The organism is Desulfoscipio sp. XC116 (assembly GCF_039851975.1).
Taxonomy (GTDB): Bacteria; Bacillota; Desulfotomaculia; order Desulfotomaculales; family Desulfallaceae; genus Sporotomaculum.
The window spans coordinates 1,474,670-1,499,246 of record NZ_CP156660.1 but is presented as its reverse complement, the minus strand read 5'-3'; the positions used below and the strand labels follow the sequence as shown (position 1 = coordinate 1,499,246).

Sequence of the window (24,577 nt, the reverse complement as noted above, 5' to 3'; positions counted from 1 at the left end):
TCCTTAATATTATTATTTATAACCACGGGGCACTGAACAAGCAGGAGCAGTATCCATACAGAGGCAGCGCCGCGAGGTAAACAAGCAGCTCGGTGGTTTCCGCCGCCGCTCCATATATATCGCCGGTCAGGCCACCCAAATCCCTGGTTAGTCTGCTACCCATTAAGTGCACCCAACCCCATGCGGCAAATAATAATATCAGTCCCGCCGCCCAGGCCACCAGAGCCGTTAATAATATTGTACCGGCCGTAGCCCATAATAATTCAAACTTACCCGTATACCTGTTATAAAGCGTACCCAACCCTTCCTTGCGGGCATAAGGAAAGCAAGCAATAGCGTACACCATAGACCACCGGCTGATAATCGCCGCCAGTAAGATGGCCTGATAGATAAGAGATTCGGCAATAGTTAAGAAGGCATTATATTTTAACAGTAAGAGGCAAAGCAGTCCCAAGACCCCGAAGGCGCCCACCCTGCTGTCCCGCATAATTTCCAGTTTTCTGGCCCGGGGCCGGCCGCTGAAAACGCCGTCCACGGTATCCATAAAACCATCCAGGTGCATTCCTCCGGTCATAATGACCATTAGCACTACCAGTAGCGCCGCCACCAGCGGCGCCGAAAAAACATACGTCAATAAAATTTGGGCCAGCAGAAGCAGAGAGCCAAGCAACAGCCCTACAACGGGGAAGAATACTGCCGCCCGGCCAAAGGCCTGTTCGTCAAATGCACCTCTGTAAATATTAATTCTGGTCAGATGCTGCAGGGCAAAACAAAAGCTTTTCAAGTTTTCACCCTCTTTCTCGCCAGCCTGTACCGCGCACAAGAGTCTAAGAATCCCCGGGCAGCCGGAGGCGAGCCTGCAAAATGCACGTGCAGGTAAGTGGCCAACACATTGCCGCCGACATGTCCGTCCGAACGTCCCGCAGATTCCCCGGGCTTGTTCAGTACAAATGCGGGAGTTAAGCTATGCTCCTTAATGCTTGAGTAATGAAACTCGTGACCCCGTAATTGGGCGCCTTCTTTAACCAGCACATTATTCCGCAACGCTCTGGCTTCAACATAACCCAAAGCCACCCGTTTTTTCTCCATCCGGCAGTGCGCGGGCAGTATACCGGCACCACTTAATTCTCGCCCGGTGAAATCAGTGATCGCGGCACAGAGATACATTAAACCACCGCATTCGGCATATATAGGCATACCATCGGCAACCCGGCGCCTTAGGTCATTGATAAACGAAGTGTTGACCGATAATTGCTCCATAAACACTTCGGGAAAGCCACCGCCTATATACAGGCCATCCAGCGCGTCAGGCAGACAGGCATCATTAAGCGCGCTGCAGTATTGCAGCTCGGCGCCCATAGCCTCCAGTAAATCCAACCCGTCCTGGTAATAGAAGTTAAAGGCATTGTCCCTGACAATACCCAGGCGCACAGGCGCACCGGGCTCCACCGCAAATATATCCCGCCGACCCACCAGTGCGGAGGCCCGACGAGCCAAACTAACCATTTTATCCCCGGATATACCTCGGGCTACCCGCCGCCCCAGTACTTGCATTACATTTTGCAGCTCCCGGTTCTCCACGCTGGGTACCAACCCCAAATGGCGCTCCGGCATATGCAAGTCATTTTCCCGCCCAATACCCCCTAGAACGGGCACCCCTGTTTTACCCTCTATGGCTTCGGTTAAAATGGCCAGGTGCCGGGAGCTGCCTACCCTGTTTAATATAACACCGGCCAGAGGAATACCTCCCGGCAGATTAGCGTAACCCCACACCATCGCCGCCGCACTATGAGCCATCGACCGGGCGTCTATAACCAATACCACCGGACACTGCAATGTTTGGGCCACCCGGGCGGAACTGCCTTCGTCCGTGGAGCCTATACCATCGTACAAACCCATGACCCCTTCGATTACACTGATATCCGCACCCGCCGCCGAGCGGGTGAAGACCTCTTTAATACCGTCCTCACCCAGGAAAAAAGTATCCAGGTTCCTGGAAATCCACCCGGTAGCCGCCTGATGAAAGCCGGGATCAATATAGTCGGGTCCCACCTTATAAGGCTGAACACGCATGCCGGATGCGCTGAGCATCGCCATTACCGCCGCGGCAATGGTAGTCTTGCCAACTCCGCTATGTGTACCGGCAATCATTAAGCGGGGAAAATCTGACATCACCGATCACCTTCTACATTTAAATTATTATAACTTCTTTTGGTTGTGCTGCACCAATCAGTATAAGGATCTAAGCAACGTTGTTCTATGAATTTAAAGCCGGAGCAAATTAATATAAGCAGATTATTTCTTGCAACCCGCGGACCAGAATCGGCAGACCCAGCGCAGCAAAGGCTGAAGCCAGATATAACATATCCACCGCTCGGGTAATATGATCCGGTCTAAGCTCTTCCAGCGAGTCCCCCATGTACTGGCGAAAAGAAATTACCCCTCCGTAGACGTTGCGTCCCCCCAAACGGATGTGTATAGCCCCGGCCATAACCGACTCAGGGATACCGCTGTTGGGACTGGGATGCTTGGCGGCATCCCTGACCCACGCTCTAACGGCCCGCCGCCAATCACGGCCCGACAGCCAGGCGGCAAATAACAACGCCAGGCCGGTCAGGCGGGCCGGTATATACCCGGCCAAATCATCCAGCCGGGCCGACGCCCACCCTAAGTGCAAATATTTATCATTCTTATAGCCCAGCATGGAATCCAATGTGTTCACCGCCCGGTAGGCCATGGCCAGAGCCGGCCCGCCAAGGCAAGCGTAAAAAAGCGGTGCCACCACGGCATCGTTAATATTTTCCGCCGCCGTTTCCACCGTAGCCCGCACCATTTGTCCCCTATCCATTGCTTCAGTGTCCCGGCCCACTATCCAGCCTACCCGCCGGCGAGCCGCCGTATCATCACCCGCCAGCAGCAGCTGCCGTATGGCGCCGGCTGCATCGGCCAGACCCCGGGCCGCCACGGTAGTTGAAACAATCCAGGCTCCCAGAAGCAGGTAAACATAATAATTGACCTGCCCGATGGCCCATAAAACAAGTGCGGTAAAGCCAAAGCTGCCTACAACAACTGCTATTGCTATACCTGCCCCCGCCGCCTTAAGTCCCCTTGGCGATGAAGTAATCTTTCTGGCCAGCTTATCCAAACAAGCTATACTCCGGCCGATATACACCACCGGGTGGGGCAAACGGGGCGGGTCACCCACCAGTAAATCAATTACAAAACCAATGATTGCTTGTAAAAAGAATATATACATAATGCTATAGTCCCATTAATCTGTAGATTAGCTGTATATCCAGGCTTTGACGCACCAGTCCGGCCAGCCGGTCGTAACCCGCCTGTTTTTTCTGTTCGGTACTTATGATGACTGCTTGCCCCTCTGTATCCAGGCCTTTATTCTTCCTTAGTACATTAATCATCTGCCGCCGAAAGGCATCATTATCAAAAATTCCGTGTATATAGGTACCCCAAACAGTACCTTCGTTACTTTGTGCCCCATCCGGCACGTGCACCTGTCGGCCTGAACGGGTATTGATTATAAAAGCAGGCCTGGCACCGGTTCCCAGTTCGGTGCGGCCCATATGTATCTCGTAACCGGTCAACGGTCCGCCGTAACCGCCCAGAAATGCACCATCTCCAACTACCACAGCCTTTACCTGACTGGTTACCTTTTCTTTGGCAAAGACAGTTTGCATATCCAGCAACCCCAATCCCAAAATGTGTTCAATACTTGATTCGGTTTTTTCGGGATCTTTAAGCTCCTGACCCAACATTTGAAAACCGCCGCAGATACCGATCACCGGCACGCCCCGGCGAGCCAACCGCACTATGGCACCTGCCAGCCCCGATTGCTTGAGATATAAAAGGTCTTCAATAGTGTTTTTACTGCCCGGAATTATTACTAGATCAGGCTGTCCCAAGATATTATCCCGGCCTACATAACGTAAATGCACATCGGCTTCACTCTCCAGAGGATCGAAATCAGTAAAATTGGAGATGCGGGGCAAGCGCAACACTGCAATTTCCACCTTGCCACTATTATCAGCAGCCCGGTAATTTTTTTTCTCCATAACCACTGAATCTTCATCCTGGATATATAAATCATTAAAATACGGTACCACACCGCATACCGGCACCCCCGTTTTTTGTTCCAGAAAACGGATTGCCGGCTGAAACAAGCTCACATCACCCCGAAATTTATTGATAATGATGCCCTTAACCCTACTCCTGTCTCCGGGGGAAAGCAATGCCAGGGTTCCCACCACCGCAGCCAGGGCACCGCCCCGGTCTATATCAGCTACCAGCAGCACAGGTGCCCCGGCCTGGCGGGCCACCCTCATATTAACAATATCGGTGTCCTGTAAATTCACCTCCGCCGGACTGCCGGCCCCCTCGATAACCACTATATCAAAGCTGCCGCGCAGCCTGCCCAAAGCTGCGGTAACCTCGCCCCACAGTTTACCTGCCAATTCCTGATGGTAATCCCAGGCAGTATAATTATTGAGCGGCCGGCCCAGCACTACCACCTGAGACGAAGCATTTCCCGTGGGTTTAAGCAGCACAGGGTTCATATCAACACTGGGCGGCACCCCGGCTGCCTCGGCCTGCACTACCTGAGCACGACCCATTTCCCCACCGTCGGCAGTAACAAACGAATTTAAAGCCATATTTTGTGATTTAAAAGGCGCTACCCGGTAACCATCCTGGTAAAAAATACGACATAAGGCCGCCGTTAAAACGCTTTTACCGGCATGGGAAGCCGTACCCTGAACCATAATTGTTCTGGCCGACACTAATCATATCCCCCTTTGCATACTACCTGCCGCCAATGTTTTTAATTCCAAAGGCAGGCCCGCCACCACATAAAAAACCCTGTCGGCAAGCTCGGCCAGCAGTTGGTTGACCCGTCCGGCAATATCTCGATACAATCTGCCCAGTTTGTGTTCAGGTACCAGACCGCAGCCTACCTCATTGCTCACCATGATTAAATGCAATTGCCTATCCCGAGCCACTTGGACAATTTTCCTGGCCTGATCAATTATATAATCTTCTTTTTCCGCTGCACTTGCTCCAAACAGAGGAATATTATCATCCAATAACAAATTGGACATCCAAAGAGTCAAACAATCTATCAAAACGACTGCCCCCGGGGAAAACGACAGCAATACATCGGCCAGCATATGTGTTTCCTCCACCGTGCGCCAACCAGCCGGCCGACGCAGGCGGTGCTGTTTAACTCGCTCAGCCATTTCATCGTCATGTACTCCGGCAGTGGCCACGTAATTTATATCACTGCCTGCCGACGCGGCTAATTTCTCAGCCAGACTGCTTTTACCGCTGCGCGCGCCGCCAATAACCAGTACAATTTCCCCGTTTGTCAAGTGTACATCTCCCCCATCCATATTAAACGTTAAAAGTGCAAATTGAAGAACCATATTCCCGTATATACACATTTTTTAACACTACAGCGAAAAGTATAGTTTATCGAACCTTAAGATAGGTTTGCCGTCCCTCGGCGTGGCGGAACCCCAATAGCGGCGCCGCTTAGCCGGGCAAAAAAATAAACCCCAGCTTTCCAGACTGGAGTTTATCCGCCCCATCAAAGAAAGCCATTCCCTATCTCACGCAGGTTACTGGCAATCACAGGCAGGTTTCCTGGCTAACGGATCATGGCCGACATTACGCCTTCCCCCGTAGAGTGGCTAAAACCGGATGTACCGGCTATGGCGACTTCCCGTATACAGTGGCGGAGACCGCTCAGGCTCTAACCTGATTCCCTATTATCCCCTGGATGCAACAGTGATGCAACCACCGGGCACCTGTGAATTATCAACCGTTTACTAATTGTTTTATTTTTTGCACCAGCTCATCAATTAAATGCGGCAGTGGTTCGGCTTTTAATCCTACAATATTGACCCCTGAACGGGTTAGAGGAAGCAATACTTTGGATGCCGTACTGCATGCAATGGCCTCGGCCATAGCCGGGGTGAGTTCACCGGACATGGCATGGGGAAACATAATACTAACAGACCCGGCAATGATATCAACCCTGGCGGCATTGTAAACAACCGCGTTTTCCCCTGTGGCGCCCTCATTAGCCCCGGATCGCAGCATAACCGACGTAGCCAAAGCGTTGGTACCAAGCGCTAAAAATTCCACATGATCAGGTAATTCACGTTTGAGCCTGTCCATAATATGCTTGCCAATACCGCCGCCCTGACCATCCATTACGGCTATTTTCATGCCAACACCTCTTATTGAATTATATCATAACTTGTAAAAAAAAGACCCTTATCAGGGTCATTAGTATATTCTTACCGACCTTTAATTTTAGATTCCAATTCTACAATTTGCCTGTTTTTTTTCAATAACCAGCATGCATACTTGTAATTATTCCGGTGTAGACGGCGGTTTTCTTTCTCCAGCCTGGTTAAGAAAAACGCCTTTTCCTTTTCTACTTTTTCCACTAAGTTCATCAATACTCTACGACTAAGACGGAGTTGGTCCACCTTATCTTCCAATTCCTGTATCCTGCGCTGGAAATATTGCAGATCCGGGTATTCTTCCATCGCAACACCACCTTGACCGTCTTTTATATTTTTTATTATATGTCGTGTGGTGTTTAAATAGACATAATCACACTTGTTCACCAGAGCGTAAAAATTCGCCAATGCGGCGCACCGCCTCTTGCAGCACCGGTTCATCCCGAACCAAGGCGAAACGCAAATACCCCTCACCCATTTCACCGAACGCAGTGCCCGGAATCACCAGCACACCCGTACTGTGCAGCATTTTTAAAGCAAATTCCCGGGAGGAACAATTATATCCCCGAGGCAGCGGTGCCCAAACAAACATGGATGCCCTGGGCCTGGGCACTTCCCAGCCCAGCCGGGCCAGACCGTTCACCAAAACATCCCGACGCCGGCGGTAATATTCCGCATTTTCCCGTACACAATCCTGAGGTCCTTCCAGGGCCGCTATCCCCGCCTCCTGCACAACATTGAATACGCCGTAGTCAATATTGGTTTTTATCCTGTTGAGCGCCTTTAAGATATCAGCATTGCCCACAGCAAATCCAACCCGACACCCGGCCATATTATAAGTTTTAGACAGCGAATAAAACTCAATACCAACCTCCTTGGCCCCGGGCACCTCCAGAAAACTAACCGGCTGAAAACCGTCAAACGCCAGTTCGCAGTAAGCAATATCATGACAAACCACAATGTCATGTGCCCGGGCAAAGTTAACCAGATCGGCAAAGAATCGCCGGTTGGCGGAAGCGGCTACCGGATTGTTGGGGTAATTAACCCATAACAGCCTGGCCCGCCGGGCCACCTCTTGCGGAATGGCCTGCAAATCGGGCAAAAAATCATTTTCCGGCAATAATGGCATAGGGTAAATATCCCCCTCGGCCAGCATTATACTGGCGGCATAAATGGGATAGCCGGGATCGGGAATCAGGGCGATATCTCCCGGATTAATAAAAGCCATAGCCGTGTGAGCCAGGCCATCCTGGGAACCCATTAGGACCAGCACTTCATTCGCAGGATCTAATTCCACCCCAAACCTTTTTTTATACCAGTTGGCCAGCGCCCGGCACAGCACAGGCTTACCCACCAGCGGATAACGGTAATTTTCCAGATTATCTAAAGCTTTGTGCATAGCTTCGATAATATGTGGCGCAGGCGGGCGGTCCGGGCTGCCCACTCCCAGATTAATCACTTCAACGCCACGCTGCTCGACCCGCTTTTTAATTTCTTCCATTTCATTAAAAATCGCTGAACTCATTTTCTGTATTCTGCGCGCTTTTTCCATACCAATCTCCTCCGCACGGTAAATTCCGCGACTAACTGTTCTTGGCAGCCAACTCCCGCAACCGCAGAACCGCTGCATACGGTACCCTCGCCTCGCCCAAACGCCCATGTCCCGTTACTCCCGGACCATGAAAATCGGAGCCGCCGGTGGCCGCCAACCCATACGTACGGCAAAGTCTCAAATAATAATCTTCCATGGCTCGTGAATGTTTGGGATGATACACTTCCAGTCCTTGCAGCCCGGCATCAATCAGGGAAATTATTAAATCCTCCCCGCAAGATATACCCGGATGGGCCAGTACCGGCACGCCGCCCAACTCTCTAACCAGCTTGACCATTTCCGCCGAATGATATTTTAATCGAGGCTCATAAGCCGGTTTACCCACGCCGATATAGTGTTCAAAGGCTTCAGTTATATTGTTAGTCTTGCCAATTGTCAGTAAAGCCTGGGCAATATGCGGTCTTCCCACCGAACCCGGTCCGGCCAATTTGAGTACTTGTTGAAAACTAATATCAATCCCCATGTGCTGCAACTTCGCCACAATTTTTTGAGCTCTGATCAGCCGGGCATTGCGAAAAACAGTTAGGTGTTCCTGAAAGCCGGTGTTTTCGGGGTCTATACAATAAGCCAAGATGTGTACTTCAAAGCCATCGCTTTCCGTGCTTAATTCAACGCCATCCAAGATGTCAATTCCCTGCGAGGCAGCCTCCAGCCTGGCAGGCCTTATACCCTCCATGGTGTCGTGATCTGTTATAGCCACTGCCCGCAGTTTGGCATGTGCGGCCATGCGTACTACTTCCTCAGGTGTACTGGCACCGTCAGATGAAGTAGTATGTATATGCAAATCAGCAAACATTATTATCACCCTAACCTATCGTATCTCAAGCTAGAAGAACTGTTTGTCTATTGTACCATTATTGTACCATAGTTAAATTAGCATTTCGGATTATCTTAAATCTTTTACATAATTTATTGTAATACCTTGGCCAGCAACCTTAACCAATTCCCTCCCATTATGCCGGATACCTGCTCATAACTATAACCATGTTTAATAAGTTCCTCCGCCAGACGCAGCCCACAAGTGGCATCGTGTAATCCGGGTGTAAATTTATCCATACCGTCAAAGTCAGACCCCAATCCGATACAATCCGTACCGAAACGAGAGGCTATATGGTCTACATGACTGATAAATGCCTCTATACAAGGATCATGCCGATCTATAAACTCTGGAACAAAAGTCAGACCCACTATCCCCCCGTTTCGGGCCAGAAATTCTATTTGGTGATCATCCAAATTGCGAGGATGATCACACACCGCCCTGCAGTTAGCGTGGGTGGCGGCAAAGGGCCGGCTGGAGATCTCAGCCACGTCCCAGAAACCGCGGGCAGCTAAATGAGCCACGTCAATCAGCATACCCAGGTCATTCATTGTCTGTACCACCAACCGGCCAAATGAGCTTAGACCACCGGCCGCGGAACCTTCCCCCACTCCATCACCAAGCTCATTGCGCCCGTTCCAGGTCAATGTCAACGAGCGCACCCCCAATCGGTAAAAAGTTCTCAGTACCGCTATATCACCGGTCAGTGCTTCACCGCCTTCAATAGACAATAATGCGGCAATTTTGCCTGCTTCAGCAACCCGGTGAATGTCATCACCGTTTAAGGCCGGCTCAACGCTGTTCCGGTCTTTAAGAATTTGAGTGTAAAAAATATCTATTAATTGCAAACATTTTTTCAAGGCCGTGTCTTTATACTTGGGCGCAATAAAAGCCGCAAAAAACTGCACATTAATACCACCTGACTGCATACGCGGCAAATCCAGTTGCCCCTTGGCGGATCTTTCACCAAAAGTACGGTTCTGTTTAGCTATGGCTGTCAGGGTATCACAATGGCCATCCACAATCCATGGTATATTCAATATTATTACCCCTCCGTTTGTTAAAAAACTAAAAAACCTGCTTATTCTTTAATTAGAATAAACAGGTTATCTTATAAGCACAAAAGGCATCAATGTACTAACGGGGTTCGACAATTAATTTAATTGCTGTTCTCTCTTCTCCGTCTATTATTATGTCTGTAAATGCCGGGATACAAATCAGATCCACACCACTTGGCGCAACAAAACCTCTGGCAATAGCTACTGCCTTCACCGCCTGGTTCAGAGCACCCGCGCCAATGGCCTGCATTTCCGCGCATCCTTTCTCCCTAAGCACCCCGGCAAGAGCACCGGCTACAGAGTTTGGATTGGATTTTGCTGAAACCTTTAACACTTCCATTCATCGAACCTCCTTCTTCTCTGGAAAGACTGTATGCATTTACCCCTGTTTTACAATATATTCTGCAGGACCGGCTAAATTCCTTTTGCGCCTAATTTTTTTTTAACATTTTTGTAAAGACTATTCATAATTTTGAATTCGCTTTATATCCACAGCCTGACCCGTTTCCCTCCGCACCTCGATTATAACGGCATTGAATTGATATAAACCGGCAGCAGCCTCAAATTTCTGAGGCATTTGAGTTAAAAATTTATTCACTACCAGTTCTTTTTTTACACCGATTACCGAATCATACGGACCGGTCATACCGACGTCTGTAATAAATGCCGTACCCCCGTCCAGAATACGCTCATCCGCAGTCTGCACATGAGTATGCGTGCCGCAGACAGCCGATAACCTGCCATCCATGTAATATGCCATAGCTGCTTTTTCCGAAGTGGCCTCAGCGTGAAAGTCCATGATAATAATTGATGTTTTTTCTTTTAAAAGAGGAATAACTTGATCGGCGCATCTGAAAGGACAGTCAAGTTCCGGCATAAATACCCGGCCCGACAAATTAACTACGCCAACCGTATCATTATTCCTAGTCTTAAATAGCCCAAAACCAATTCCCGGCGTTCCAGGAGGATAGTTCAAAGGCCTAATTATTCTATTCTCCTTATCCATGTAATTGATAATTTCTTTTTTATTCCAAACATGATTACCCAAAGTAATTACATCGACACCGGCGGCAAAAATTTCCCGTGCATTTTCCCTGGTAATACCGTTTCCTCCGGCTGCATTTTCTCCATTGGCTAAAACCAGATCAATCTTTTCATCATGTACCAGTCCAGGTATATTTTCCTTTAGTGCCCGACGCCCCGAACGCCCGAACACATCTCCTATCATCATTAAACGTATCAAAGTAATAACCACCTATTTATTAAAGACAAGTACTTTACCCTCTTCTCGAAATGCATATAAATGTTTATCCTCTACCGAACCCCTTACACTTTCCAACATATGCTCAATAATTTCTTCCTGAACAATTAGATCTTCCTCAATTATAGCCTCATTAAAGTCAGAAACCAAATTTCCGCCCATGAATTGGTTAAAAATCGCCACTACCAAAGCTATTTCTTCCTGCACCAGCGTACTTACGTCTCTTTTTATCTCTATCAGCGTCAAATCGTCATAAGCCTGATGCACAATTTCAACCGACACAGCATCTTTCTTTTCCAAATAATTATATGTCTGAATAGAGTTTAAAAGAAATGCTTTAAACTCTTCCAATTCATGTTCATGTAAAACCCGGGAACAAATAAAGTTAAATCTCAGTATTTGCTCCCAGGGGTCAAAATTTATGGAAGCCACCTGGGGATAACGAACCAGTATGGAAATCAATAGACCCACACAGTCTGTGACGTCATCACCAGCTTTTAAATGGGCGTGCAAAATATCCACCTTCCTTCTAATATCACAACTGCTATTAGATTTCGTTAATTTTTGTTTTTTTCCTGCCTTGCTCAAGTCCAAATAGCAATTAATATATTCCAAATTAAAAAAACGATCTCTTTTCTTCAATATTCTTCGTCAGTCTTATAAGACAGCGACGAACAATATTATAACAACTAAAGAGATCGTTGGTCTTTTCTTATTTGGCGTAGTCTACAACTCTCGTTTCACGTATAATCATTACTTTTATTTGACCGGGATAATCCAGTTCATTTTCTATCTTTTTAGCAATTTCCCTCACCAGCTTTATGGCACCCAAATCGTCAACTTTCTCGGGTTTTACCATAATCCTAATCTCCCGCCCGGCCTGAATAGCGTACGATTTTTCCACTCCATCAAAGGTACCGGCGATTTCCTCAAGTTTTTGCAGGCGTTTAATATAATTTTCCAGCGTTTCACGTCTGGCTCCGGGTCTGGCCGCTGATACAGCATCTGCCGCTTGCACCAGACCTGCTACGATCGTTCTTGGCTCCTCATCACCATGGTGGGCGGCAATGGCATGAATAACCTCTTTACCTTCCCGGTATTTCTGAGCCAGTTCCACACCGATAGTTACATGAGGCCCTTCCACTTCATGGTCCACGGCCTTGCCTATATCGTGCAACAGACCGGCTCTTTTGGCCAACTGCACATCCACGCCCAATTCGGCCGCCATTAACCCCGCCAGATGGGCCACTTCAATAGAATGTTTTAAAACATTTTGTCCATAACTGGTACGGAACTTCAACCGGCCAAGCAGATTAATCAATTCAGGGTGCAGACCATGAATACCGGTTTCAAATATGGCCTGTTCACCGGCCTCCCGAATCTGCTGTTCCACTTCCTTGCGAGACTTTTCCACCATTTCCTCAATACGGGCCGGGTGGATACGTCCATCCACAATTAACTTTTCCAGTGACATACGGGCGATCTCGCGCCGGATGGGATCAAAGCCTGATAAAATAACTGCCTCAGGAGTATCGTCAATAATCAAATCAATACCGGTGGCTGTTTCAAAGGCCCTTATATTGCGGCCTTCCCGGCCGATAATACGACCTTTCATTTCATCGTTAGGCAGGGGAATAACCGCCACCGTTGTCTCGGCAACATGATCGGCAGCGCAACGTTGAATAGCCGAGGTAATAATCTCCTTGGCTCTTTTTTCCCCTTCCTCTTTGGCCTTATTCTCTATTTCCTTGATTAATATAGCCGCTTCGTGCTGAATTTCCTTTTCTATATCGGAAAGCAATATCTGCCGGGCATCATCGGAAGTAAGCCCCGATATTCTCTCCAACTCTTCCACCTGGCGGCTGTAAATGGCCGCAAGATTTGCCTTTAGCGCTTCAGCCTCAGCATCCTTACGGTTCAAAACTTCTTCTTTTTTTTCTATACCTTCCACTTTACGATCAAGTGTTTCTTCTTTTTGAACCAGCCTGCGTTCCAACCTCTGCAGCTCGGACCGGCGTTCTTTATGTTCCCGCTCCATTTCGTTGCGTTGCTTTAATATTTCTTCCTTGGCTTCTAAAATAGCTTCTCGTTTTTTACTTTCGGCATCTTTTCGTGCCTCCTCCAAGATTCTTATGGCCTGCGTTTCAGCAGAAGCAATTTTGGATTCGGCAATTAACTTTCTTACCAGATATCCTGTGCCAAAAGCAACAAGTACAGCAATAATTACAACAGTTATAAATACTGTCAGGCTAGCTTGCAATATTTCACCTCCTAGTAAAAATAATGGATAAAAAATTTGCTCAGTTAACAAAAAAAACACCGAGCGTTACTCGGTAAGAAAAAGAATCGGGCAATTAACCATAGTTGTCCCGGCAACGGTCAAAAAAACATATTGACCGTCACTGCACATAAACATATCAAAGCAGCAACTGATCAAACAATCTCCTTTGCCTGCTCCATATATTATTTTATGGCAATATATATGAACCCGATAGCCGGGGTAACTCCAATTCTACTTTCTCCCAGCATTAATTGTACTTTTTTTAAGACAACGTGTCAAGATATATCCAGCTGCCCATTATCCGCCAGCGTATTGCATACCTTGGCCACCACCGCGCAGGAGAAACCACGCCGGTTCAAATATCCGGACAGAGTGCGCCGGTTTAGCTTAGTACAGTGCCGCATTCTTTTCCGAGCCAAAGCCAGCGCTTTCTCCAATTCGTCCTGGTCGTCATAATCACACAGCAAGTCTTCAATTATCACGTTGTCAATACCTTTATGCCGCAATTCGCACCGCAAATACTCCCTGCCCACCGGCTTTGTGGCGAGCCTATATCTTACCCAGTCTCTGGCAAAAAGTTTGTCGTCTATTAAACCGACTCTTTGCAAAATTAAAATCGTTTCCTCAATAACAGCAGTATCAAATCCCGCTTGTTTTAAACGGCACTTTAACTCGTATTCGGTTCTGGGCCGGTAAGTTAGTAACCGAAAACACCTATTCTTAGCCATTTGAACGTTTTTATCATATGACAAGTCAATCAATCCACCTTGGTAGCTCCATCAACTGCAGTCTGAGCTTGTTGACCCGGAACAGGCAACCCCACCTTTTGGCGCACCGCTATTTCCAACTCTTCCGCCAATTCCAACCGTTCTTTAAGCAGTTCCTTGACATTTTCCCGGCCCTGTCCCAACCGTTCCTCTTTATAGGAATACCAGGCCCCGCTTTTATTAACCACTCCCATATCCACCGCCACATCCAGTATACAGCCTTCACGGGAGATACCGGCCCCGTACATAATGTCAAACTCGGCCTGTTTAAACGGCGGTGCTACCTTATTTTTAACTACCTTTACTTTAGTCCGGTTACCGATAACATCAGTTCCCTGCTTTAAGCTATCAATTTTACGCACATCCAGGCGCACAGAAGCGTAAAACTTCAGTGCCCGTCCACCGGGCGTTGTTTCCGGACTGCCAAACATTACCCCCACTTTTTCTCTTAACTGGTTAATGAAAATAGCCGTACAGCGGGATTTGCTAATTACACCGGTTAGTTTACGCAATGCCTGGGACATCAACCTGGCCTGCAATCCCACATGAGCATCGCCCATTTCACCCTCAATTTCAGCTCTGGGCACCAACGCAGCCACGCTGTCAATAACCACCAGATCCATAGCACCGCTGCGCACCAAATGTTCCGCTATTTCCAGCGCTTGCTCCCCGGTATCGGGCTGAGATACATAAAGATTTTCAATATCTACGCCGATTTTACCGGCATAAGCAGCGTCCAAAGCATGCTCGGCATCAATAAAGGCCGCAAGCCCCCCGGCCTTTTGCGCCTGAGCAATAATATGCAATGCCACAGTGGTCTTGCCCGACGATTCGGGGCCGAATATTTCCACCACTCTGCCCCGGGGCACACCGCCCACCCCCAGAGCCACATCCAGGGATATAGAGCCTGTAGAAATAACTTCCACATTTAACCTGGCTGCATTCTCGCCCAATTTCATGATGGAACCCTTGCCAAATTGCTTTTCAATATGCTGAAGTGCATTCTCCAATGCCTTTTGCTTGTCAGTCAAAGCAATACCTCCTAAAACAAATGTTCTATCTAAATATAATAATATAAAACCAACCGATACATGTCAACAGCGCTTTTAATCAGCGCGACAATTATTCTTTTTATTTACCCCATTCTGCGCAAATTGCCAAAGCATATGTAATGCCGCATCGGTTGCGCTGGAACGCACTTCCGAGCGCCGCCCGGTAAAAAGATATCTTTGGCAAACCGTTTTATTTCCACCGGCCACAGCAATATATACCAGACCTACAGGTTTTTCGTCCGTACCGCCGTCCGGCCCGGCAATACCCGTTATACCAAGGCCAAGTGAAGTACCGGCGACTTTCTTTACGCCTTCGGCCATTGACCTGGCGGTTTGTTCGCTTACCGCCCCATGCCGGTCAATAATAGACCGGGGCACACCTAGTAATTGTATTTTTAACTCATTACAATAAGCCACTACCCCACCGGCTAAATAACGGGAACTGCCGGGGATATCCGACAAGTGCTTCATAACCTGGCCCCCGGTGCAGGATTCAGCTAAGGACACCGTCAAACCCCGGTCAACCAGTAAAGCCCCTACCAATTCTTTTATAGGGGTTTCCCGGCGACTACCGGTATGAATATTCTTTTCGTCCAATTTATTGCCACCTCGCTTAAATCTGCATATTCGTGTCATTCACAGGTAGTTCCTGCTAATGTTTCAAAAAACATACCTTATAACCCGCAGCAATTATATGGAACCTAAGCAAAACGCAAAGCTCGGCAACGCTTATTTAAGTCTATGAACAACAAAAAGTGCAGTATATTACAGTCCGCACAGTGAACTCGTTCAGCTAAAACCGAACATCAGGGCTTCAGGTGGGGATTCCACCCCACCTGAAGTAAAAAGTGGAACTCCCACTTATAGAAGTGGGAGTATTAGGAAACAGATAAAAAACGCGGGCTATGATATCCTGCACCTGTTAGCTTATTTTTTTAGATTGCTGCAACTTCTCATCATTATTCTAAATTGATCACCGGATATTTTCTCTTCAGCCAATAATGTATGCACGATTTGTTTAATAGCCCCATGCATGCGACTTAGAAATTCCTTAACTTTTTTTTCCTGCTCTTTTAATATAGCGCTAACCACCCGGTAGCGCAGATCCTGCGGTAGAATTTCCGGATCCACTACTCCCAGCTCGGACATACCGGAACGTATTATCTGCGCAGCCGCCTTGACGGCCTGTTCAAAATCATTAGCGGCCCCCGTGCTGCGATTGCCTAAAACCAATTCCTCAGCTATCGAACCGGCAAGCAACACCCGGATTTGGCTTTCTAAATAATCCCGGGTATGCAGATAAGTGTCGTCCTCAGGTATCTGTCTCATGTAACCGAGCGCCTGCCCACGAGGTGTAATGGTAAGGGTGGATACGGAGCCGGGCCGGTTTTTTTCACTAATCAGAGCATGCCCCACTTCGTGAACGGCTACCCGTTCCAACTCATGTTCGGCCGGACGCCGGTCGAGCTTCTCACCCATCATCACCTTGTCAATAGCCTCATGCAAGTGCCGGTGTTCAATCTCCAGACAACCTTCCCGCATAGCTAAAATAGCCCCTTCATTAGCCAGACTTTCCAAGTGTGCTCCACTGAAACCGAATGTCTCCTTGGCTATATCCTCCAAATTAATATCTTTAGCCAACGGTTTATTACGACAGTGTAATTTTAGTATTTCCAGTCGCCCCTGTTTATCCGGCAAATCCACTTTAACCTGGCGGTCAAAGCGTCCCGGACGCAACAGTGCCGGATCCAGCATATCCACCCGGTTGGTCGCGGCCACCACCAGCACACGCACCTTGTCGTTTACTCTGAGACCATCCATCTCCACCAACAACTGGTTAAGCGTTTGATCATATTCGTGATGACTGGTATTCTGACCGCGTTTACCGCCCAAAATATCTATCTCATCAATAAATATCAAGGCACTGTCCTTCTTTTGTTTTTGACCGGTATCCCGGGCCGTTTGAAAGAGCTGACGGACCCGCTGGGCACCGACACCGGCATACATTTCGATAAACTCAGAACCACTGCAGGCAATAAATACCGAGTCGGTATAACCCGCGGCAGCCTTAGCCAATAGCGTCTTTCCCGTGCCGGGGGGACCGGTAAGCAATATGCCCTTAATAGGCCTAATGCCCAGTTTCATAATTCGCTCTTGATTTCTTATAAAATCGAGAGCCTCTTTTAATTCCTTGATAGCGGCATTTTGTCCGCCGATATCATCAAAACAAATTTCCGGCCGGTGGAGCAGCGGCGCAGTGTTAAATGCCTTGGTCGCCAGTCCGCGTGACCGGGCAATATAAAACAGCGCCCCGGCAGCCACTCCCAGCAATAACAAGGGAGTAACGTCACGACCGGAAACAGCCAAGAAGATAATCATAGCCAGGCCAACTCCCAAAAACACCTCTTTAAATGCCATCTGCCGCCCCCCTTTCCGGACCCGTGCCTAACGGCACGTTTACGGGCCATTTCCCTCTGGATAAGACTGCATACAAATAATAATCGCCATCTTTCATCTGCCAATATATATTGTCGCTGTCAATATACACCTTCGATGCCAAGTCTGCCGCATTAGCATACTGGTTTAAGGAGTCGGCCATTTCCCTGAAATTTCCTACGGCCATTGCTTCATAAATAGCAAACTGTCCATGGTTATAAACATCATTTAACCGCTTATTTCGCCGGTCAACCAGTTCAATAACATAGGGACGATCGCCAATAATAGCATGCACCCGGTCATCTATTTGACGGTATGTGTGCATTAAATCACCAGTGTCATGCAAGGTTACGGATATTGTATACACGCCTGTGTTCTCTTTAATTTGATAATCGGCTATCAGCTTATTATTATCTAACTCCCTATTCAATGGCTGTTGGAAATTTAAACTGTTATATACCCACTGGGCACCCAAAAAAGCTGCCAGTGCAACCAGCATCGATATAGCCACTACATGAACTTTAATGCCCTGCCAGCGCATAGTACCATTCCTTTCCATAAAAACAACCACCGCTTGATTTTAACGATGTTCTGACAATGAATAATTATAACATAACCCGGAAGCCCTTTTATCAGGTAATTGTCGCCATAAGCCGCCTTATTACATTATGCCGGCATAAAAAAACAACCCACCGCATAGCAGCAAGGTTGTTTTAAACTAAAATTAATTATTTTTCTTTTGAACGCAATAAAAAGCCGGCCTGCTGAAAATAGTCCATACCCGACCAAATGGTAAAAATAACCGCCACAGCCATAGCCACATTGCCAAAAGGCACGTTAATTAAGTTAAATGGGTAATCCCTTAGAAATAAAGCCACGACAGCAACAATTTGGGTTACTGTTTTAATTTTGCCCAACTTGCTGGCGGCAATAACCACTCCTTCGGCGACCGCCAGGGAACGCAGTCCGGTTACGGCAAATTCACGTCCTACAATCACCACGGCCACCCACCCGGACAGCCTGCCCAATTCAACCAAAGCAATCAGCGCGGCGGATATAAGCAACTTATCAGCTAACGGATCCAATAATTTACCTAAACTGGTGATTTGTTTACGCTTACGGGCCATATAGCCGTCCAGCCCGTCAGTGCAGGCAGCCAGCACAAATACGGCAGCCGCAATATAATCGCCCCATGGTAAGCGCAAAGCTAAAACTACCAGAAAAACCGGCACCATTAAAATTCTAAGTAATGTCAAGCGATTTGGCAAGTTCATCTTGTCCGTACCCCTGATAAATCATATTCTGTCGCATCCAATACTCTGACCCGTACAAAATCCCCCGCCTGGGCAACTGCGCGGGATGTAAAAAAAATCTTACCGTCTATATCCGGAGCGTCAGCTTCTGTCCTACCCCAGTACATTTTTGCATCATCGTCCCAGCCTTCCACCAGTACAGTAAGCTTCTGTCCCACCTTTTTTATGTTATGAGCCAGCGAAATATGCTGTTGTAAACGCATGGCCCGATCCACCCTTTCCGCCACTATTTCATCACTAACGCGGTCCGGCAGTATCTCAGCCGGGGTGCCCTCTTCGGGTGAATAACCAAAAACACCGGCCCGTTCAAACTTAGCCTGTTCCATAAAATCAAGCAATTCGCTAAACTCCTGTTCAGTTTCACCTGGAAAACCCACAATAAAAGTGGTACGCAACGTTACACCGGGAATAGACCCGCGCAATTTGTCCACCAACTTGATAATATTCTCCTTACTTCCCCGCCTGTTCATCATACCTAACAGCCGGTTATTAATATGCTGCAAGGGCAAATCCACATAGCGACATATTTTAGCGGAAGCAGCTAACAATTCAATCAGCTCTTCTGTGAAAGAATCCGGATAACAGTACATTAATCTAATCCAAAGGCATTCATCTATAACGGAAAGCTTTTGCAAAAGCCCGGCCAGGGCATATCGGCCATAGATATCTCTGCCGTAACGAGTGATTTCCTGAGCTACGACAATTAACTCCCTAACCCCTTCGGAGCAAAGCATCCTTGCTTCGCTTATTATATCATCCATAGCCCGGCTGCGATACGGTCCCCTGATAGCGGGAATGATGCAATAAGAACAGCAATTGTCGCATCCTTCGGCAATTTTCAGATAAGCTGTATGCCCGGGCGTAGTCAGTACTCTGGGCTCCGGTCCTTGTTGAATATAGCCCGGTGCCCCAACCGCCGGCATCCTTTGACCCGCTTGTATTTTTTTTAGCACGGCCAAGATCTCCGGCACCGCTCCAGTTCCCATTACGCCATCAATTTCCGATATTTCTTCCAATAATTCATTACCGTAACGCTGGGATAAGCAGCCCGCCACCAGCAAGATATGACAACAGCCGTTTGTTTTACAGCGGGCCGCTTCCAATATGGCCGCTATTGATTCTTCCTTGGCAGCAGTAATAAAGCCGCAAGTATTAACGATAATTATTTCGGCTTGATTAATATTGTCTGTTAGCAAATAGCCTGCCTGGCGCAATTGTCCCAGCATTATTTCCGAATCCACTCTGTTTTTATCGCAGCCTAAGCTGATAAATCCTACCGCAGTTGTCATTTTAATAACACCTTTTTATAATACTTCAATCCAGTATAACTCACCGTCAACAGCACTGTCAAAGAATATGCAAAATCCGAACAAAACCGGGGGAGGTTATCCCCCGGCTGTCTGACGATCATCCTCATCTGTAAATGTTTTAGTTACCACCTGACCGGGTCCGTCGAGAAAGCCATAATCTCTGCCGTTTACCCGAACTTTAACCACACCGGCATTGCCCAGTTTTATCCATATACTTTCCTGTCCCGCAAACTGTTTCACATTATTGGGTCCAACCGTTCCCTCAAATACACTCTCATCATCTACCACTACCTGCATCCAACTTTCTCCGTCAAGAACTTGCAGGACCATATCTACACCCGTGGTTTCCGGGACCTCGGTATTGTTGTCTAAATCCGGCGCCTGGCGATGGTCATTACCCTGACCGTTTGGACTATCGGAGACTCCCGGGGGCCGCCCGTTGTCTGAAATATTATCAGACCGGCTTATTACCAGCGTAGTCCCCCAGTACACCAAGGCAAGTACCATTAGTGCCAGCGCAACAGCAGATAATCCCTTCCACCGACCTGCCAATCTATTATTGCGAGGGACAGGTCTCGGGACCTCGTCATTCTCCTCCTCTGTCACACGAGGTGCAAACTGTTCCTCATACCGGTCAACCAGCGCTTCCCCGTCCAGCCCCAGAAAACGAGCATAGTTACGCAGAAAGCCCTTAACATATGCCTTACCGGGCAACACGTCAAAAGCATCGTTTTCCATCGCCATGATATACTTGGTACGAATTTTTGTTTCATTTTCCACATCCGCCGGAGACGCCCCCATTTGCTCCCTGGCCTGCCGCAATTCTTCACCGATGGACAAAACCATCACCTCCCCGAAACGGTGTATTCCGGCAATTTAATAATAAAATTACTGACTTTTTGCACTGCGTCAGTCATATTGTCGATATTAACCGATAAATCATATTCTTCACTTGGCTGACTCGGATATTTGTATAATGGATCGTAATACCGGTCTAACAGAAAACTTACAACATCCTCTATATTACCCATAGACAGCCACCGATTAAGCTCAGCTACTTTATCTTTTCCCAGATACTTGGCCAGCCGGGTTATAGCATTCTGCAAGGAAGCTAAATTACCGGGTTCACCACCTGTGTAATCTCTGATTATTCGCCGCACCCTGTTATCAACCGAAGCATACAGCAATATCCGACAGCCCTTTTGCATGCTGCTCAACAGCGCGTCCGGCAGATACAAATTACCCAGCCGCCTACTTTCACATTCCACTAAAAATATACCGCATTCCTCAGCCTTACGCAATTCCCTCTCGATCAGCGCTTCAAACATTTTTTGTCCCGGAGATGGAGGCTGCCCTATTTTGCCGAATACAGACCCCCTGTGTCTGGCCAATCCTTCCAGATCGAGCACGGGATATCCCATGTCTTTTAGGGCTATAAGCAAATCGGTTTTACCCACTCCGGTTAAACCGTGCAACACCACCGCCCGCAAAGACAGGCTTTCCCTATCCAAATACTCTACAACCAAACGTCTGTAGGCTTTAAAACCACCTACTATCCGGTAAACCTTAAATCCCATGGCATCTAAAATACTGCCTGCAAAATGACTGCGGTCACCACCGCGCCAGCAAAAAATCACCACTTTTTTATCCGGCGCTTTTTTTTGAAAAGATTTTATAAAGGCGGGTAACCGCGGCGCCAGAATTTCCATGGCCAGATCTCTGGCTTTATCAGGTCCCTGTTCTTTATGCACCGTACCCACCAATGCCCGCTCAATGTTGTCCAGTAAAGGTATATTATATGCACCCGGTATAGTGGCCTCACTATACTCCCCCGGCGAGCGCAAATCAACTATAGGGAAACTGTCCGCCTCGTGCAGTGCTTGATATGCATCTACATTTATATACATTACTTAGCCCCCGGAGAAAAGAAAAATTAACCAAAATTAATTTACCCTTCGACACAAAACTTTATAATCCTCTTTTCATTTATTATTTCCCACCTGGGAACCCGGTACATCATAAAAATGGCTATTATATTCATCCGATGTAATTAACACCGCCCGAGGCTTGCTTCCTTCGTAACCGCCCACGTACCCTTTTTTCTCCAATATATCCATTAGCCTGGCAGCCCGGGCATAGCCAATATGGAGGCGCCGCTGCAGCAATGATATAGAGGCATGACCGGTCTCTACAAAAATCTTTGCCGCCTGAGGCAGCATATCATCACGAATTTCCGGTTCCTTATCAATCTGACCCACTTCATTAGCAATACTGGCATCATATTCCGGCTCTGATTGCTGTTTCCAATGCCGTACCAGCAATTCCACTTCCCGATCCGATAAGTAGGCCCCCTGGACTCTAATCGGTTTACCCGCCCCCACGGGGCAAAACAGCATATCACCCCGGCCCAACAATTTTTCCGCTCCACCCATATCCAAAATAGTCCGGGAATCTATTTGTGATGAAACCGCAAAGCTGATCCGGGAGGGTATATTAGCTTTAATCAGACCGGTAATAATATCCACCGATGGCCGCTGAGTAGCCACTACCAGATGAATACCCGCCGCCCTGGCCATTTGAGCCAATCGGCATATGGCATCTTCCACGTCCGCAGGAGCTACCATCATTAAATCCGCCAGTTCGTCAATAATAATCACCAATAGCGGCAGCTGTGCTTTATTTTGCTGCAACATCAACTTATTATACCGGGCAATATCCCGCACCCCGCAGCCGGCAAATAAATCATAACGATATTCCATCTCCTTAACTGCCCAGCGTAATGATGTAGCCGCTTTTTTGGGATCGGTGACTACCGGAGAGACCAGATGCGGGATACCGTTAAACGCAGCCAATTCAACCATTTTGGGATCAATAATCATTAATTTCACCTGATCAGGGGTCGATTTAAACAAAAAGCCGGCAATCAATGTGTTTAGGCAAACGCTTTTTCCCGCCCCGGTCGCCCCGGCAATAAGCAAGTGCGGCATACGGGCCAGGTCGTCTAATACGGGCTGACCCGCGATATCCTTTCCTAAAGCAATGGTGAGACACGAAGGTGATCTTTGATACTCCGCCGACTCCACCAGCTCGCGCAAAAAAACCGTGGCGATTTCCCTGTTGGGCACTTCAATGCCCACCACCGGCTTGCCCGGCACGGGTGCCTCAATACGCACATCGGATGCCGCCATACTCAGAGCAATGTCATCAGATAAGCCAACAATCCGGCTAACCTTCACCCCGGGGGGCGGTTGTATCTCGTATCTGGTTATCGCCGGACCCCTGGATACCTGGGTAACCCTGGCCTTAATCCCAAAACTGCCCAGTGTTTCCTCGAGCACCTTAACATTAGCACTAATATCACGGTTATCCCTGCTTACTTTGCCACGAGGCAGCTTGGCCAGCAGGGAAACCGGAGGCAAAAGGTAATTTTTCACATTGGCTGAAATCCCCTCGTCTTCATACTCCGCACATCCGGATGATAATTTATTATTTGCCTGTTCATTTTCTTCCACTCTTTTATCGGTATCCGGCTTTCCACGATCAACAGTTTCCTTTAAAGGTCGGTAATAAAGAATATTGGACTTCTTATCTTCTGGTCCTTTAGTCAGCACTGCACCGCACCCCCGGCTATCGTCCAAAGCGCCGTACGGGTAATCCTCATGACAAGTATCATTAGCTGTTAATTCGTCTGTATAACAACGATCAATAATTACGGGATATACATCTCGCTCATCTTTAGTTTCATCATCCCTAAAAAACAGAAAATCATCCACCATGCGTATCGTTTTTTTTAGAATCTGACCTATTTTGTCGGTTATACTTTTAAATACCGCTGCTATAGATTGATTGGTGGAAAGCAACAAGCCGACAATTAACATAGTAGCCAATATAATGTAAACCCCCGGTCTGCCAAATGACTTAATTAACATAAAATAGGTAAACCCGCCAATAATACCGCCGCCGTCCCCCTGCCAGCCGGCCTTAATAATATAATCGGCCGGAATGGAAAAGTGCAGCAGGGTCAGCACAACCACAGCTATAATTACCGCACCATGTAAATTGACAGCTTTTTTAGCCTTTCTTTTTCGTTGCAACATTTTATATCCGGCCACCGCCAGCAAAACAGGAAATAAAAATCTTCCCTCACCTGCCAGGCGCATGAGTGAAGCGTTTATAAAGCTTCCCACCAGGCCAACCGCAGGATTAATAATACTTAGCAATACCAGCATGGCCATAGCCAGTAAAGTAATTCCCGTAATTTCATATTTTAATTCATCCGACATTTTTATCCCACCTTTGCTTTGTAAATATGTTATTCCATATTTTACATATAATTCCTTCCAAGGCGGCAAAAATTAATTCCACCGGCTACACAAAAAAACATCTAACGGCCACTCTTCTCCAAAA

24 protein-coding genes and 1 riboswitch are annotated in these 24,577 nt (G+C 47.6%); all 24 genes read right to left on the bottom strand.

The genetic code is table 11. The annotated features are described in order from the left end of the window. Positions 1-16: 16 nt before the first annotated feature. Positions 17-784 carry an adenosylcobinamide-GDP ribazoletransferase gene (gene cobS / locus ABDB91_RS07105; protein WP_347490921.1) on the bottom strand — a complete coding sequence of 256 codons (768 nt, stop codon included), beginning with the start codon at positions 782-784 and terminating at the stop codon, positions 17-19. Next, positions 781-2,172, bottom strand: coding sequence for a cobyrinate a,c-diamide synthase (locus tag ABDB91_RS07100; RefSeq protein WP_347490920.1), 1,392 nt, complete (start codon positions 2,170-2,172; stop codon positions 781-783). The genes cobS and ABDB91_RS07100 overlap by 4 nt, the downstream gene beginning before the upstream one ends. Positions 2,173-2,281: 109 nt before the next feature. Next, positions 2,282-3,256, bottom strand: a complete 975-nt coding sequence (gene cbiB, locus ABDB91_RS07095) for an adenosylcobinamide-phosphate synthase CbiB (protein ID WP_347490919.1) — start codon at positions 3,254-3,256, stop codon at positions 2,282-2,284. A 4-nt stretch (positions 3,257-3,260) separates the two neighbouring features. Then, the gene (locus tag ABDB91_RS07090) at positions 3,261-4,793 is read right to left on the bottom strand and encodes a cobyric acid synthase (protein ID WP_347490918.1); all 1,533 of its coding nucleotides are present in this window, start codon (positions 4,791-4,793) and stop codon (positions 3,261-3,263) included. A 3-nt stretch (positions 4,794-4,796) separates the two neighbouring features. Then, entirely contained in the window at positions 4,797-5,381 is a 585-nt protein-coding gene (cobU, locus tag ABDB91_RS07085; protein WP_347490917.1) for a bifunctional adenosylcobinamide kinase/adenosylcobinamide-phosphate guanylyltransferase, read from the bottom strand. 246 nt (positions 5,382-5,627) lie between these two features. Next, positions 5,628-5,838: riboswitch (cobalamin riboswitch) on the bottom strand. Then, positions 5,830-6,243 carry a DUF3842 family protein gene (locus ABDB91_RS07080; RefSeq protein WP_347490916.1) on the bottom strand — a complete coding sequence of 138 codons (414 nt, stop codon included), beginning with the start codon at positions 6,241-6,243 and terminating at the stop codon, positions 5,830-5,832. (Overlaps the previous riboswitch by 9 nt.) 71 nt (positions 6,244-6,314) lie before the next feature. After that, positions 6,315-6,569, bottom strand: a complete 255-nt coding sequence (locus ABDB91_RS07075) for a translation initiation factor 2 (RefSeq protein ID WP_347490915.1) — start codon at positions 6,567-6,569, stop codon at positions 6,315-6,317. A gap of 67 nt (positions 6,570-6,636) precedes the next feature. Further along, positions 6,637-7,815 (bottom strand): LL-diaminopimelate aminotransferase, encoded by a 1,179-nt coding sequence (locus ABDB91_RS07070; protein ID WP_347490914.1) that lies wholly within the window; start codon positions 7,813-7,815, stop codon positions 6,637-6,639. A 31-nt stretch (positions 7,816-7,846) separates the two neighbouring features. Further along, entirely contained in the window at positions 7,847-8,671 is an 825-nt protein-coding gene (locus ABDB91_RS07065) for a PHP domain-containing protein (protein WP_347490913.1), read from the bottom strand. Between the two features lie 113 nt (positions 8,672-8,784). Then, positions 8,785-9,732 carry a dipeptidase gene (locus ABDB91_RS07060; protein ID WP_347490912.1) on the bottom strand — a complete coding sequence of 316 codons (948 nt, stop codon included), beginning with the start codon at positions 9,730-9,732 and terminating at the stop codon, positions 8,785-8,787. A gap of 97 nt (positions 9,733-9,829) precedes the next feature. Then, a complete protein-coding gene (locus ABDB91_RS07055; RefSeq protein ID WP_161822673.1) occupies positions 9,830-10,090 on the bottom strand; it encodes a stage V sporulation protein S in 261 nt (86 codons plus the stop codon). Between the two features lie 120 nt (positions 10,091-10,210). Beyond that, on the bottom strand, positions 10,211-10,990 hold the full coding sequence (locus ABDB91_RS07050; protein WP_347491549.1) for a TIGR00282 family metallophosphoesterase: 780 nt from the start codon (positions 10,988-10,990) through the stop codon (positions 10,211-10,213). Between the two features lie 15 nt (positions 10,991-11,005). Then, a complete protein-coding gene (locus tag ABDB91_RS07045) occupies positions 11,006-11,533 on the bottom strand; it encodes a hypothetical protein (protein WP_347490911.1) in 528 nt (175 codons plus the stop codon). A 190-nt stretch (positions 11,534-11,723) separates the two neighbouring features. Beyond that, the gene (gene rny, locus ABDB91_RS07040) at positions 11,724-13,271 is read right to left on the bottom strand and encodes a ribonuclease Y (protein ID WP_347490910.1); all 1,548 of its coding nucleotides are present in this window, start codon (positions 13,269-13,271) and stop codon (positions 11,724-11,726) included. 296 nt (positions 13,272-13,567) lie between these two features. Beyond that, positions 13,568-14,044 (bottom strand): regulatory protein RecX, encoded by a 477-nt coding sequence (locus ABDB91_RS07035; RefSeq protein ID WP_347490909.1) that lies wholly within the window; start codon positions 14,042-14,044, stop codon positions 13,568-13,570. A 5-nt stretch (positions 14,045-14,049) separates the two neighbouring features. After that, positions 14,050-15,090, bottom strand: a complete 1,041-nt coding sequence (gene recA, locus ABDB91_RS07030) for a recombinase RecA (RefSeq protein ID WP_347490908.1) — start codon at positions 15,088-15,090, stop codon at positions 14,050-14,052. A gap of 75 nt (positions 15,091-15,165) precedes the next feature. Beyond that, a complete protein-coding gene (locus ABDB91_RS07025) occupies positions 15,166-15,708 on the bottom strand; it encodes a nicotinamide-nucleotide amidohydrolase family protein (protein WP_347490907.1) in 543 nt (180 codons plus the stop codon). A gap of 330 nt (positions 15,709-16,038) precedes the next feature. After that, on the bottom strand, positions 16,039-17,529 hold the full coding sequence (locus tag ABDB91_RS07020; protein WP_347490906.1) for an AAA family ATPase: 1,491 nt from the start codon (positions 17,527-17,529) through the stop codon (positions 16,039-16,041). Further along, complete coding sequence (locus ABDB91_RS07015; protein WP_347490905.1) at positions 17,519-18,106, bottom strand: hypothetical protein; 588 nt, start codon at positions 18,104-18,106, stop codon at positions 17,519-17,521. The genes ABDB91_RS07020 and ABDB91_RS07015 overlap by 11 nt, the downstream gene beginning before the upstream one ends. Before the next feature lie 169 nt (positions 18,107-18,275). Beyond that, complete coding sequence (gene pgsA / locus ABDB91_RS07010; protein WP_347490903.1) at positions 18,276-18,821, bottom strand: CDP-diacylglycerol--glycerol-3-phosphate 3-phosphatidyltransferase; 546 nt, start codon at positions 18,819-18,821, stop codon at positions 18,276-18,278. Next, the gene (gene rimO / locus ABDB91_RS07005; RefSeq protein WP_347490902.1) at positions 18,818-20,149 is read right to left on the bottom strand and encodes a 30S ribosomal protein S12 methylthiotransferase RimO; all 1,332 of its coding nucleotides are present in this window, start codon (positions 20,147-20,149) and stop codon (positions 18,818-18,820) included. Before rimO ends, pgsA begins: the two co-directional genes overlap by 4 nt. A gap of 96 nt (positions 20,150-20,245) precedes the next feature. Continuing rightward, a complete protein-coding gene (locus ABDB91_RS07000) occupies positions 20,246-21,010 on the bottom strand; it encodes a RodZ domain-containing protein (protein WP_347490900.1) in 765 nt (254 codons plus the stop codon). A 5-nt stretch (positions 21,011-21,015) separates the two neighbouring features. Beyond that, entirely contained in the window at positions 21,016-22,077 is a 1,062-nt protein-coding gene (mnmH, locus tag ABDB91_RS06995) for a tRNA 2-selenouridine(34) synthase MnmH (RefSeq protein WP_347490898.1), read from the bottom strand. Between the two features lie 75 nt (positions 22,078-22,152). Continuing rightward, positions 22,153-24,453, bottom strand: a complete 2,301-nt coding sequence (locus ABDB91_RS06990) for a DNA translocase FtsK 4TM domain-containing protein (RefSeq protein WP_347490897.1) — start codon at positions 24,451-24,453, stop codon at positions 22,153-22,155. Positions 24,454-24,577: the final 124 nt, after the last annotated feature.